Here is a 14,065-nt window from a genome sequence, read left to right as displayed (position 1 = left end):
AAGATACCTAATATAAGGTGAATATCGAACAATCACTAAAGAGCGGAAATTCGATATAACCTAATTACTAAAGGGTCTAAGTACGATGGTTGTCACTAAGATGTCTGTTACTCACAAGTTAACAGCAATCATCCTGTTGTTGCTCAGCGTTAGTATCGCTATGAAAGCGTACGACCTGTGGGAATACAGATCAGATTTATTGCAAGAACGAAAACTCCAATCCAATCATGCTGTCTCAATGGCATATAGCATTATTGATCATTACCAACAGCAACAAGCAGCAGGTGTTTTGAATCAAACCGCTGCTCAAAAACGCGCGCTCTCAGCCCTTCAAGCAATGCGCTATGACAGCGATAATTATGTATGGATTAATGACCTTGATGCTCGCATGATAATGCATCCCATCAAGCCTGAACTTGATGGCAAAGATATGAGTAGTTTCAAAGACGGCCAAGGTAAAGCCCTGTTCACGAACATCGCCAATACAGCTCGGCAAAACAATGAAGGCTATGAAGACTACCTTTGGCCGCGCCCTGGCAAAAGTATCGCAGTAGAAAAAATCTCCTACTTTAAGCTTTTTGAACCTTGGGGTTGGGTGATCGGTACAGGTGTCTATGTCGATGATTTAGATGCCAGTTTCTATTCAAGGTTAACAGAAGCTTTAGTATTCCTTGCTGTTGTTATCCCATTCGTCGTTTGGCTTTCTAGTATCATTTCCCGCTCTATTACTCAGCCACTAAGCCATATGACTGAGGTTATGGAGAATGTCGCAAAAGGCAAATTGATGGCTCGCATTGATATTAAAAACCAAGATGAATTGGGCGATGTCAGTAAAGCGATTAACCATACCCTTGATATCCAACAACAACTCATTCAAAAGTTAACTAACTCAAGCCATCACATTTTAAGTTCAGCAGAACAGATGGCTTCAACAACAGAACAAACTTCAGCTGGTGTAAAACAACAACACGGGGAAACTCAATTGTTAGCCACAGCTATGCAAGAGATGTCAGCCACAGCTCAAGATGTAGCTAACAATGCCCAGCAAACGGCAGAAATTACTGTGCAAGCAGAAAGCACTGCACGTTTGGGCGATGAAATTGTAAAAACAACAATTTCTGCCATTAACGATTTAGCCGCGCAAGTCCAGTCCCAAGCCGATGTAATTACAAAACTCGAGCAAGACACTCTGCAAGTAGAGAGCATTCTAAGCGTAATCCGAGATATATCCGATCAGACCAATCTACTTGCTTTGAATGCTGCAATTGAAGCGGCCCGAGCAGGTGAGCAAGGCCGAGGGTTTGCCGTTGTTGCTGATGAAGTTCGCGTACTTGCTAAGCGCACCTCGGAATCAACGGATCAGATTCAATCGCTAAATGACCGTTTAAAAACAGCATGCCAAGGTGCAGTTAGCATGATGAGCAGTAGTCACTCAGAAGCGCAAAACTGTATTGATCGTGCAGCCTCTGCAGGTGAGCACCTCAATGACATCGTCCTTAATGTGCAACAGATCATGGAGATGAACAGCGCTGTAGCCGAAGTGGTTCAGCAACAAAGCCAAGTAGCAGAGGAGATGAGTAATAATCTCAATAACATCTCTATGATTGCTGAGCAAACTCAAGGTGGCGCGACACTTACAGCAAATAACAGTGAACAACTGGCATCTTTGGCAAGAGAGCTTCGTCAACAAGTACAGCATTTCCAAGTGTAATTATCCCCTAGCGGTAATGGTCTGGGACCATTACCGCTCTTTTCAGCCAATTCCCTTCTCTCTAACCCTTCATATTCCCAAACGCAAAATTAGCCTCTATCAATAGCGCTCGAAGGCTGCTATAAAAAAGATAATGCTAATTGAGCCCGATCAAAAATAATAATAATGAGAGTCTGGTATGCGATGTTTTTGGTATTCATTACTATTACTTCTTCCTATTCAGCTCAGCGCTGAAACTATTCAAATGCTCAACTGGGATGCCTACCTAGATCCCCAAGTAGAACAAGAGTGGGAAAGCAGCACAGGTCATACCGTTGAAGTAATCAAGTTTGATAGCGATGAAAAACGTGATGCACTCCTCCTAGAAGCACACCAGCACAATATCGATATAGCGGTTGTTGATGAAATCGTCGCCGAGCGCTTCGGCGAAGCAGGCCGATTTGTAGAAATCAACGAACAAAATTTGCCTAGTATTAAACTGATGGGGACTTTTTGGCGAGAACGGTGTGGAAAATATGCAGTACCGTACTTCTGGGGAACATTCGGCATTATTTACCGTTCGGATAAGGTTAGCCCACCAAGCTCTTGGAAAGAGATAATTCAGCCTTCAGAGGAACTCAAAGGCCATATCGGTATGCTTAATGACTATACAGATTTGTTAGCACCGGTCCTGTTTATGAATGGTGATCCTCTTAATACTGACAATTTAGAAATTTTAAAAAAGTCCTTTAACAGCTTAAAAAAGCAAGTTGATTATGTTTTGACATACGACTATCCCATCACATTTATAGAATCTTCACCTAAAGCTGATCAACTATATATGGCTGTGGGATATGGCGGTGATCAATTAGCAATGAATGAAAAAGTTGGCCAAGAGGGGCTTTGGAAATACGTTGTCCCTGAAGAAGGTACAGTGTTGTGGGTCGACTGTTTGGCTATACCTTCTAACTCTAAAAATATCGAAGCTGCGCTAGATTTTATCGAGTACCTAAACCAACCTAAAGTAGCAGCAGCCAATGCCGAACGCCTCCACTTTGCCACCCCAAATAATGCAGCCATGGCAGAACTATCAGAAGAGTTTAGAGATAACCCTGAAGTTTTCCCTAGCCAAGCGATCCAAAACAAAAGTGAACTCTATAAAAAGCTAAGTAATGAGAACATCAAACAACGTCTACGAATCACGAATGCTATAGTTAATATTCATGAATCTAAACAAACGCGCTAGCTTTCTCATACTTCCGATTATTTTTGTCAGCTATGCGCTAGCCGCCTTGGTCGCGTACGAACAACAAAGTCAATCTATTCAAAAATTAGAACAGCACAAGCTCAACCTTCGCTTAAGCGCGCTGCACTCTGAATTCTCCACCTATGATCGTTTTCTAGATGCTTATATTGTTTCTCTACTTGAAGGGGAAACCCTAGAACACTTTATTCGAGACACCAGCAATATTTACCGGGATCGAATGCTAACGAATAACTTAGAATCAGCGATCGAGCGCTATTTCAATAATTTAACCGAATTCATTTCCCTAGCTGTTTTAGATGAAAATGATGACGTGTTGTTTTACATAGAAAACAGTACTGATCCCTTCTCCACTATTAGGGACGAGCAACTGCGTTTAGCTGAAACTATTCGAGTAGAAAAGAAACTAAATATTTGGGAACACCACTTTCAAACACAAGGCTCCATCATGCAACAGGGGATTGCGATCGATTCGCGGACACTTACCACCCCATTGCTCATCCAACTGGAAGACACATTTAAAGTCATCATTGCTGCAAAACCCACAGCCTTTGATGCCCTCTTGAAAGAAGTACAAGAAGAGTTCCAAGCAATCGTTGTATTTACCGATAAGTACAATCGCCCTGAAGCCAATAAGCTGTATGCAAATGTTCAGCTCAAGTCGAACTACTATTTGGGTATTACACCCTCACCTTCTTATTTGGGTAATCTACTAGCCAACCTAAAGCAGCGCTTACTATTTATTGTTGTATTAGGATCGCTAATTACTTTCACTCTGTTGCAACTTTTGATCCGTAAATTTATCACTGCGCCTATTTCTCAGCTGGATCAACAGCTTACGGAGGTCACGACGCATGAAAGACAAAATATTGATGCCCCGCAATCTCATGATGAAATTGGTCGACTTGGTCGAAAGTTCCACAACCTCTATGAGCAACTGCATCAGTCTTATCAAAAAAGCCACCAGCAATCTCGAACAGATGCACTGACTCAGCTACCCAACCGCGCAGCTTTTTACGAGACAGCATCTCATCAAATAGCAGAAGCAGAGAAAAACGAAAGTCTTATCAGCTTGATCTATCTAGACTTAGATAACTTTAAGTTCGTAAATGATAAGTACGGTCACGAGGTGGGGGATAAATTACTACAAGCCGTAGCCCTACGTTTAAATAACATTATCAACATAACCGCCAAAAAGTTCGACGCGGAGCTTCCTCAAGCATTCCGTCTGTCTGGCGATGAATTTATAGTTCTGTTGCCAAATGTATCAACCGAACAAGCGCTGAAACTGTGCGAAAAGATCCTGCACCTGTTCGCCGACGGTTATCACTTTGAACTGGGTCACTTCCCTGTCACAGCCAGCATCGGCTTAGCGACTTACCCGCAGGACGGGCATACGCTGTCCCAGCTAATTTCCAATGCTGATTTGGCCATGTATCAAGCCAAGAAATCCGGTAAAAATAAACAAGCGGTCTATTCAAAAGAGCTCGCGAAACGGGATCGTCAAAGAAAAGAGATTGAAACTAAATTAAAGAACCTAAACCCCGACAAAGAATTTACACTCAACTATATGCCGATCATCAATCAAGATGGTTCGATCAAAGGCTGTGAAGCCTTATTACGCTGGCACTCGAAAGAACTCGGTTTTGTCCCACCTGATCTATTTATTCCAATTGCTGAAAGCACTGGAATTTTTGAGAAAATAGATCTTTGGGTAGCCTGCAAAGCCCTCAATGATCTCCCCGAATTAGGTGAACTGTTCGGGGAACAATTTGAACTTTCTATTAATATCTCTTCCGCGGAGATAGGTTCAGAACGTTTTATAAAAACACTGAAAAAACTAAGTACCAATACTCAGATCCCGCTAAACAAAATCATTTTAGAGATCACAGAAACTTTCGCCTTAAGCCAAGAACAGAATGCCTTAGGCTGGCTGAGTGAGCTACAAAAATTAGGCTTCCAAATCGCCATCGATGATTTCGGTACGGGCTATACAAGCCTGATGCAGATGGTTGATTATCCAGTAGATATAATCAAATTTGACCGCGAACTGGTCAATCGAATCACTCTACCCGAGAAGCAAACACTAGCAAAAGCCTTGGTAGATCTTTGTCACTTTCAAGATATTACGGTCGTTGCAGAAGGGGTCGAAACAGAAGAACAACACAACCTACTTATAGAAGTAGGCTGTGATTTTCAGCAAGGCTATTACATCGCAAAACCTATGCCGATAGGCGACTTAGAACAGTGGTTTACAGACTACCAAAGCGGCTAAGTTAATTGGTTTTCTGATACGCCTCTGTTCCCCATAAAGGCACTGTAGACAAACTATGTTTGTAACTACCCGAAGTTTCCTTAGTAGAGTAAGACACATACATCAATGTTTGTGATTTAGGATCGTAAATACGGCGAATTTTCATCGACTTAAAGAAGATACTTTTCGATTGTTTAAAAACCACTTCTCCAGATTTAGATTTATCAATCTTCTCAAGCATCGCTTTATTGATTACCCCAGTACGACGGCAAGCAATTGAAGAATCACTTGGATCAGCAAAATCGAGGTCCGCTTCAATACTTGCTACATGACAGGTGACACCGGTCACTATAGGGTCAACCAAGACACTAATCTTTATATCCTTAGTAGTTAATACACCGAGCGAAACATCACCTACTTCCTGCTCATCACTGCAACCAGACAAACCTAACAGAGCTGCGACCAACAATAGTTTTTTCATTTTCATCCTTAAATAAATTTGCGCCCACTAAGTTTGCCTGATTTTTCTGAAAACAGCCTTAATCTTCCGTAGTAAATCGCGTCATCAGTTCATTTAAGCGATTAGCTTGTTCATGCATTGATTCTGCAGCCGCTGAAACCTCCTCAACTAATGCTGCATTTTGCTGGGTCGAATCATCAATAGAAACAATAGAACCACTCACAAGATCAATGCTATCCGCTTGGTTTTTACTCGTCGCGGATATCTGACCAACCAATTGCGACATCTGCTGAATACTCTCAGTAATTCCTTGAAGAGATTCAGAAGAGAGTTGAACCTGATCCGATCCCTCTTCAATACGGTCTTCCGTATCAGAGATCAGTTTCTTAATATCGTTAGCCGCTTGCGCAGAACGCTGTGATAGCTGACGAACTTCACTTGCGACTACAGCGAAACCTCGTCCTTGCTCACCCGCCCTAGCCGCTTCTACAGCAGCATTGAGGGCTAATAAATTGGTTTGGAAAGCAATACTATCGATTAAACCAGTAATTTCATTGATACGCTTACTGGAATCTTTTATCTCCGCCATCGCTTCGATAGCCCGAGACATGACCTCAGTACCTTGCTTAGAGAGCTTTTGAGCTTGATCGGTCACCTTGTTTGCCTGTTGCGCATCACCTGCAGTGGTACGCCCTGCAACGCTGATCTTCTCCATGCTTGCACTGCTTTCTTCAAGTGCAGCCGCCTGTTGCTGAGTTCTTTCCGAAAGATCGTGGTTCCCCAAAGAGATCTCTTTAGTTGCTCCTGAGACATCACGAACGGAATTTCTTACCTCTTTAACTAGCGCTCCCATACTTTGCTGACCGAAGTTAATAGACGCCTGTAATTCCTCAAAACGCCCAGAGTAATTACCTTCAACTCTCGCAACTAAATTGCCTTCGGCTTGAAGTGTTGAAACCCTTACAACCTCAGCTGTCGCAGTACTAATCGTTTCTAAAGAATCATTCAGATTTTCTTTAAGTGTATTCAACTGTCCTGGTAAAAGATCGTTAATACGACCATCAAAGTCACCCTGAGCCATAGCAGCCATGATGCTATTCACACTCGCAATTGCACTACCTATATTTGCCATCGCATCCTGAGTTGTAGTCAACATCACCTGATACTGACCTGGCAGTTCGGTATCAATCTGGCTATCAAACTCACCTGCAGATAGTTGCTCCATCAACTTACCAATCGCCTGCATACTTGCTTCAGTTTGATCAGAACTCTGGTTAATCGCTGTTTTAAGCTCAGCAAGATCACCTTTCAAATTACGCTTAACCCGGGTCGAAAAGTTACCCTGAGCCATCTGACTCATAACTTGCTTAGTATCTTTTAACGCTTGTTGAGTCATCTCCAATAGATTATTTACAGCAAGGCTTGCCTGACCAATTTCATCTTGTGAATTCACAGGAAGACGTGCTGAAAAGTCGCCTTTTTCTTCAACATCCGAAATGGTTTTCGATAAGAATTGGATTGGTCTCGTGATACCTTCAGAGATTTTCCAAGCAAGGAAGATAATTATGGAAGCACCCAAAACACCGATAATCGCAATCACAAGCTTAAGGGTTGATACTGCTGCAAAGGCTTCGGCTTCATCAATCTCAACCAATAGAGCCCAATTAACCCCATCAAGATTCAAACGCGTAAATGACGACAATACAGGATTACCATTGTAATCTACGATCAATCGACTTCCGGTTTGGCCACTTAATGCAGCCTTCACTGCTTCAGTCTTAACGCTACCTTTTTTAGGGTTTGCAAATGAAGCTTCAACAGAATGATTTACTGGATCAAGATAAGAATCAGATCGCATAAGGTAGTCTGATCCCACCAGATAGGACTCTCCGCTCTCACCCATACCTTCACGAATGCCCATGATCTTATTGATCGGATCAAGAGGAATTTGCAAAGCAACAACTTGTAGTAACTCACCAGCATCATTAAATACTGGCGCCCCGATAAAGCCCGCAGGAGCACCATTACTCGGCGCGTAAGGTTCAAAATCGGCAATGGCGTAAGACCTTGTCTCAACCACTTTACGGAACAGATCTCCTAAGTTGGAATCCTTATACTCTCCATCTATTAAATTAGTTTGATAGTCAGCTTCCAAAGCCACTGTATAGGAGATAAAACCATCCGGCTCAATCAAGAACAGATCATAGTAACCATAGCTATCTAAATACTTTGAAAACAGGTTTTTCCCTTCGACATTGACCTCCAATAGGACATCGGACAATGTGTCAGTCTTGATAAACGTAGCCACAACATTGGACAACCCCAAGACATCGCGCTTACTTACTTCAAAGAAATTCTCAATCTGTTTAGTTTTAATACCGCGAACAGCATCTAACTGCTGATAACTCTGCTCGGATAAAGAGTTACTGGCTTTGTAGATAGCGATCAAAGCCAATACGGCAAATGGGATCAAACCAATCAACAAAAAGTTTATTCTCAGCTTTTTACTAATACTCATACCGCTGAATAATGTTGTCTTGCTCATTTCAAAGCTTGCCTTTTAGGTCATTAACTACAAGAAATTACACACAATAACCTCAGTATACTGCACCAATTTGGCGCAATTATTAACGGACAAAATAAAAGGGTATAAAACCTAGTAGAGCACAAGCTCTATTTACTCTTCTCACGCTAAGCTTGGCTATACTGGAAATAGTATTTTAGTTACGGATTCTTAGATTTTCAGATTTAGCTCAGAGAAAACTATGAAGTATTTTCTATACCTGTTAATCCTGTTATTCACATTTTCTCCGTTCGCTAACGCAAGCGAAAAAACAATTATCATGGGCTACAAAGCAATTGCTAAACCGCCCCTCATTGGCGGCCATGGCGATGATTCTGGGCTCTATTTAGATCTTTTTAAGAAAGCGGCTGAGCGTATTGGCTATGAACTCCTTGTGGTCAGAATCCCCAAGAAACGGCTTCATTTTGAGCTTGCTAGAGGTACAGTCGATTTCTACCCTGGTTCTTCTTTTTCGCAAAAGAGAACAGGCTATATTTTCTACCTGCCAAACGGCCTGCAAACCAAGGAAGTGCTCATATCTTTAGATTATTGGCCTGAAATCAATTCCATGGATGAAGTTGAGGGGCGGCTTATAGTTGAACTGTCCAGTAGTAAACTTGAGTGGGATCAAATCTATCCCAAATTAACCATCTCGCAGATGGGCAAACTTTCCATGGAGAAGGTAATAGAAGCACTTAAAACAGGTAGAGGTGACTTTTACGTTGCGGATATAGAGATAGTAGATCACTATCAGAAGCTCAACGATTTAGAGAGCTACGAAGAAATAGGTATAAAAATTCATCACAATGCGATCAACCAAGCTTTTATACCAATGAACATGGGCTTCTCTCGTAAATCCAAACTATTCTCGGAATACCCAAACCCAAGCTTTTCCCCTGACGACGATATAAGCATTGAGAACTTTTACACCATAGTAGACCAAGACTCAGTTGCTTATCAGTTTTACCAAGCTTTAGATCAGCTTAAACAAGAGGGGTATACGCAAAAACTTTATGATCAGTATTTCAAGCAAGCTCCAAACACGGATTGATTAGACCGTACCAAACAGACTACTTTCTAATTAGCTCCAACGCCCAGAAGTGGATTCCCTACTTTAACTTTGGCGTAACGTCGCTTTTTTATGGACGTATGGTGTAAATAACTTCTAGCAACAGCGCTACTCTATGTAGCTCGTGTCCCACTTAGGTATACAGCAACAAGGATAAGCGCAGATGAAAATCCCATTTAATTACCCTATTAATCAGCCTGAAACTTATAAAGTAGACTCAAGCAAAGCTGAGTTAAACCAAATTCATTCAGTATTTGATCCGAAAGAACTACAAATTTTAAGCGCGGAAGAGGAGCAAAAGATACGTTATGAACAAGCAACAATCCGACAATCAACCGTCATAGAATATAATGGAAAGTTCATCGCTTCTTTTGCCGAAAACGGTTGGCGGTATTTTGCTAAGAGTAGTGACTTCAATGAAAACTACTCAAATTCATCTGATACCCAAATTATCGCGGAATTAACAAAAAAGTATGGAAAATCGCTTTCCATTACCAATTACCCTCTAGGTGCAGGCCCTACAAGAGCAGAACTTTTCGAGAGGGTTCATGGCCATCAGCTACGGTTTATTGATGACCATGTATAATTTTTAGTTTACAAATTAAGAAAGGTTTACATGCAACAGCAACTGCTCAAAAAAACTCGCAATTAAAGCTTTTTAAGAATTTCGATGCTTTTATCAGTAATTTCATCGCAATTTCCTGTCATATAAGCCATAGTTATAGCCCCTTCTTGCATAATACAAATTGCATCCAAAAGATCAGGGTTATCCTTCCCTAAATACTTCTGGATTAAAATTCTAACCTCTTGTTTGTGGTAGCCACAGTATTGAGAAATTTCACATTCAACATCACTAAACTCGGCTGAAGTATTAATAAAAAAGCAGCCTCGAAAATCTCCTAGCTCTGCTTCCAAGCCCTTAAACCAACCATTTAACGCATTAAACACAGCTTCAATTACATCTGTTTCAGATTGAGTACCAACCAGCTTTTTCTCTAACCAGGCCATAAAGTTGTCATGCCTCTGCTCCAAGGCTGCCAACACCAATGCATCTTTACTTTCGAAATGATTATAAAGGGTACGTTTAGCAACCCCTGACGACTTTAGAATTTCATTTATACCGATGGAATTAATGCCATTTTTGTAAAAAAGCTTTAACGCAGTATCAATCAGTAACTGCCTCTTTTGACTCATTGTTATCTCCTATCAAAGCCATTCCATCTTGGCAAAAGTAGTACGGTTTGTCTACTTCTAACAAAAAAGCACAAACTGAGTTTATGCGTCTAGCTCAAATGGTCATTCTGCTTTTTGAAAATTAATTTATAAAAAACGATTGACACAGGTAGACCGACCTGTCTATTTTATTAAGTAGACAGACCGTTCTACCAATTTAGGGAGGGATTTATGAATCAGGTTGTTTCAACTCTATTCTGCGGATTTAACTTATCTTCAGTCAGCACATTATCTAAATTTGTTAAATCTCGGCTAAACAAGGCAATGACCTTCAGCTTGATATGTGGTGCCTTAATCTCTCCTATTGCAAAAGCAGAATTTCGTAAATCAATACCCCAACCAAGTTTTGGAGCATCAACTCCATTTACAGGACTGCTAGCCGCTTACTGTTTGCCTATTAGTCCTAACCTTTTCTCAAAACCCAACATTCAGTTAGAACCAAAATTCGTTGAGGTTCATTTAATGCTGATAGAGGAAAACCAAATGAAATTTACAAAAACACTGAAAATGGCTGCTACAGCGGGCGCACTGTTAATGAGCAGTATGAGCTTTGCTCAAGCAATCAATATTGGAACCAACGATTTAGCGATCAAAGGTTACGACCCTGTTGCGTATTTCACACAAAACCAAGCTATTGAAGGCTCAGCTAAATTCACCGCAACGCATGAAGGGGCGATCTATCGTTTCAGTAATGCATCAAACCGCGATCTATTTAAAGCCAATGCCGATAAATACGCTCCACAATTTGGTGGTTACTGTGCAATGGGTGTAGCACTTAACAAGAAGCTAGACGTGGACCCAAGTGCTTTCTATATCAAGGACCACAAGCTTTACCTCAATTTAAATAAAGATGTACAGAAAAAATGGCTGACTGATATCCCAGGTCACCTCAAAACTGCAGATCGCATTTGGCGCGGCATTGAAGACCTAACTATCGCTCAAGCAAACGCAGAAGATTAATTAACACAGCCCCCCGTATTTACATGAGTTCAAAGGAACTGGAGAAAACCCAAATGAACAATAAACAACATGTAGCAACAACCGCTCTAGCAGTCGCTCTTTCAACCATTGCGACCCTTCCCTCTGCTCACGCTGCAGGTAAAGAAAAGTGCTATGGCGTTGCACTTGCGGGCCAAAATGATTGCGGCAATTTAGCCGGCACACATTCATGTGCAGGCCAGTCCAAAACCGATAACGACCCAGGTGAATGGAAACTTGTCGCAAAAGGTACATGCAAAGAGATGGGAGGCCTACTGAAAGCTGAAGCTAAAAAACGTTACGCCGAACAGCAAAAATCATAATGATATACACTCATTAGGAGAACAAAGATGTCCTGCCTCTACACGGATAAATTTACCGAAGAAACCTGTAAAGCTATGGTCGGAGTGGGTTTACGCCACCAGCATTATAAGGAGGCATTACTGGGAACATCGTCCATTGATTTTGTAGAACTGCATGCCGAAAACTTCTTTGCCGAAGGCGGCATTATCCCTGAACTGTTAAACGATATTGCCCAACAATATCCAATTAGTTTGCACTCTACATCGATGGGTCTAGGTTCAGCAATTGGGATAAACAGAGAGTATCTGCTGCGCTTAAAGCGCCTGTCACAGCAGATTCACCCCATTTTAATCTCTGATCACGCTTGCTTTACTTGGAGCCACTTAAATGGGAAATCAGTGCACGCAGGAGATCTTTTACCGCTTGAGTTTACGCAAGCAAGCCTAAAAGTTATGGCGGATAATATTGATCAAGTACAACAACTACTCGGTCGGCAAATCCTAGTAGAAAACTTGTCCGCATATATTACTTTTCCACATTCACAAATGAGCGAAACGGAATTTCTCTCACAATTAGTACACTTGACCGATTGTGGGCTGTTATTGGATCTGAATAACTTACTTGTTAATGCCCATAATTTCAGTGAACAACCCGCTTTAACTAATGCTGAAGTCTGGATAGATCAAATTCCTATAAACGCCGTTAGTGAAATTCACCTCGCAGGTTATGCGCCTGTTAAGCAGGGTGAATTGATTTTTGATGATCATAGCCAGCCCGTATCAGACGAATGTTGGGCGTTGTACCACAGCACATTACAATTAACAGGTCCCGTTACGACCCTTATTGAATGGGATAACGATCTACCCTCCTGGCATGCTCTATTAGCACAAGCAGAATACGCAAAATCAGTCATGAACAACTTCACTCTTCCAACAGAGGAGTTTGCCCATGCCATCTGAACGCACCGCTTTAGATAACCGCCAAGCAGCACTTATCAATATGATATTCAGTGGCATTCAGTCTTCCACCGAACATCAATTCCACCCTGCGGAACAAGGAATACAAATCTATAGAGACAACCTGTTAATAACCGCAACCAGAGCCCTGTGTCTGAACTATCCGGTAATTGAAAAAATGCTTGGACCTAAGACCATGGGGCTTTTAACTCAGCAGCTTCTAGAGATAGAACTACCTAACAGCGGTGACTGGGCGGACTTTGGTAAAAGCTTACCAGCTCTAATAAATAAAGCTCCTTTGCAACAAGAACATCCTTATTTGGAAACAACCGCAAAGCTTGAATGGAATTTAAAGCAAGCAGCAAGAAGCACAGAGACGAATCTTGATATTGCTTCACTTTCTCACCTCTCCGACACCGATTTAGGCAAGGTTTATATCCAACTAGGAGAAAATATAAACCTGCTTACAAGTGCCATTAGGGTTGATGAGCTTTGGCGAATCCATCAGCCAGGCAGAAATAAAGACTTACTTAACAGTGAAAGCCTATTAACTGTTCTCACACCTCAAGATGAACCGTACTGGTTCGTGATCTATCAAAAAGACCATCTTCCCTGCATCAAATCAATCTCAGAAACAGAATATCGATGGTTCTCAGCCATACAATCTGGCCACAACCTTTCTGAACTTCTAGGGCAATTCCATCAGTTTGACTTTAGCCAATGGTTATCTGAAGCCATAGAACAACAATGGCTAAAAAAACTCAGCAAGCGATAAGATAAGGAGCTCATAATGATTCGCTGGATTAGAAGCACATACCACAATTATTTAGACCACGAAAAAGTACTCAATAAAGCTCATATAGTGGCATCTATAGTGTCTCGGTTTTACATAGCCCAAGTATTTTTCAATGCGGGTTTAACCAAAATACAGGATTGGGACACTACGCTATTTCTTTTTGAGGAGGAGTATCAAGTACCTTTCCTGTCATTTGAACTAGCTGCTGTTCTTGGAACCATGAGCGAGCTAACTCTTCCCATCTTATTATTTACAGGATTATTAACTCGCGTAGCAGCCATAGGACTATTTATCGTAAACCTTGTCGCTGTCATTAGCCTTATCGAAATAGCACCAGCCGCACTTTATTTGCACTACATTTGGGGCCTTCTCCTAACTCACATCATCATTTACGGTTCCGGCCCTATTGCACTCGATAATGTGGTCCGAAGAATAAATCCGAAAATGCACATGAATAAAGAAATACTCACCTAGAACGAGCTAGGCTCAGAGGAAGTCA

General features: G+C 41.5%; 13 protein-coding genes. 10 read left to right on the top strand and 3 right to left on the bottom strand.

What is annotated here, in order from left to right; translation table 11 throughout:
* Nucleotides 1–85 precede the first annotated feature (85 nt).
* From ACMXYN_RS05520 to ACMXYN_RS05510, 3 genes are all read left to right on the top strand, one after another.
* Nucleotides 86–1,711 carry a methyl-accepting chemotaxis protein gene (locus ACMXYN_RS05520; protein ID WP_415893859.1) on the top strand — a complete coding sequence of 542 codons (1,626 nt, stop codon included), beginning with the start codon at nt 86–88 and terminating at the stop codon, nt 1,709–1,711.
* Nucleotides 1,712–1,889: 178 nt separating this feature from the next.
* Nucleotides 1,890–2,936, top strand: coding sequence for a spermidine/putrescine ABC transporter substrate-binding protein (locus ACMXYN_RS05515; RefSeq protein WP_415893858.1), 1,047 nt, complete (start codon nt 1,890–1,892; stop codon nt 2,934–2,936).
* A complete protein-coding gene (locus tag ACMXYN_RS05510) occupies nt 2,914–5,229 on the top strand; it encodes a putative bifunctional diguanylate cyclase/phosphodiesterase (protein WP_415893857.1) in 2,316 nt (771 codons plus the stop codon). The genes ACMXYN_RS05515 and ACMXYN_RS05510 overlap by 23 nt, the downstream gene beginning before the upstream one ends.
* Before the next feature lies 1 nt (nt 5,230).
* On the opposite strand, the gene ACMXYN_RS05505 is transcribed toward ACMXYN_RS05510, so the two are convergent.
* Together ACMXYN_RS05505 and ACMXYN_RS05500 are read right to left on the bottom strand one after the other, a co-directional pair.
* A complete protein-coding gene (locus ACMXYN_RS05505; protein WP_415893856.1) occupies nt 5,231–5,689 on the bottom strand; it encodes a CreA family protein in 459 nt (152 codons plus the stop codon).
* Nucleotides 5,690–5,747: 58 nt separating this feature from the next.
* The gene (locus ACMXYN_RS05500; protein ID WP_415893855.1) at nt 5,748–8,213 is read right to left on the bottom strand and encodes a methyl-accepting chemotaxis protein; all 2,466 of its coding nucleotides are present in this window, start codon (nt 8,211–8,213) and stop codon (nt 5,748–5,750) included.
* A gap of 220 nt (nt 8,214–8,433) precedes the next feature.
* On the opposite strand from ACMXYN_RS05500, the gene ACMXYN_RS05495 reads away from it, so the two are divergent.
* Nucleotides 8,434–9,282: a substrate-binding periplasmic protein gene (locus tag ACMXYN_RS05495; protein ID WP_415893854.1), complete on the top strand. Its 849-nt coding sequence runs from the start codon at nt 8,434–8,436 to the stop codon at nt 9,280–9,282.
* Between the two features lie 181 nt (nt 9,283–9,463).
* Entirely contained in the window at nt 9,464–9,886 is a 423-nt protein-coding gene (locus ACMXYN_RS05490) for a hypothetical protein (protein ID WP_415893853.1), read from the top strand.
* A gap of 62 nt (nt 9,887–9,948) precedes the next feature.
* On the opposite strand, the gene ACMXYN_RS05485 is transcribed toward ACMXYN_RS05490, so the two are convergent.
* Entirely contained in the window at nt 9,949–10,494 is a 546-nt protein-coding gene (locus tag ACMXYN_RS05485) for a TetR/AcrR family transcriptional regulator (protein ID WP_415893852.1), read from the bottom strand.
* 522 nt (nt 10,495–11,016) lie between these two features.
* On the opposite strand from ACMXYN_RS05485, the gene ACMXYN_RS05480 reads away from it, so the two are divergent.
* Genes ACMXYN_RS05480 through ACMXYN_RS05460 form a run of 5 tightly spaced genes read left to right on the top strand, consistent with a single transcriptional unit; the run spans nt 11,017 to nt 14,040 of the window.
* Entirely contained in the window at nt 11,017–11,493 is a 477-nt protein-coding gene (locus ACMXYN_RS05480; protein ID WP_415893851.1) for a YHS domain-containing (seleno)protein, read from the top strand.
* A 53-nt stretch (nt 11,494–11,546) separates the two neighbouring features.
* Nucleotides 11,547–11,834: a DUF2282 domain-containing protein gene (locus tag ACMXYN_RS05475; RefSeq protein WP_415883922.1), complete on the top strand. Its 288-nt coding sequence runs from the start codon at nt 11,547–11,549 to the stop codon at nt 11,832–11,834.
* A gap of 27 nt (nt 11,835–11,861) precedes the next feature.
* Complete coding sequence (locus tag ACMXYN_RS05470; protein ID WP_415893850.1) at nt 11,862–12,773, top strand: DUF692 domain-containing protein; 912 nt, start codon at nt 11,862–11,864, stop codon at nt 12,771–12,773.
* Entirely contained in the window at nt 12,763–13,545 is a 783-nt protein-coding gene (locus ACMXYN_RS05465) for a putative DNA-binding domain-containing protein (RefSeq protein WP_415893849.1), read from the top strand. The genes ACMXYN_RS05470 and ACMXYN_RS05465 overlap by 11 nt, the downstream gene beginning before the upstream one ends.
* Nucleotides 13,546–13,560: 15 nt before the next feature.
* Entirely contained in the window at nt 13,561–14,040 is a 480-nt protein-coding gene (locus tag ACMXYN_RS05460; RefSeq protein ID WP_415893848.1) for a DoxX family protein, read from the top strand.
* Nucleotides 14,041–14,065: the final 25 nt, after the last annotated feature.

The organism is Neptuniibacter sp. PT8_73 (genome assembly GCF_047778045.1).
GTDB lineage: Bacteria > Pseudomonadota > Gammaproteobacteria > Pseudomonadales > Balneatricaceae > Neptuniibacter.
Note: the sequence above shows the minus strand (reverse complement) of the source record. Positions and strands in the feature narration are given on the sequence as shown.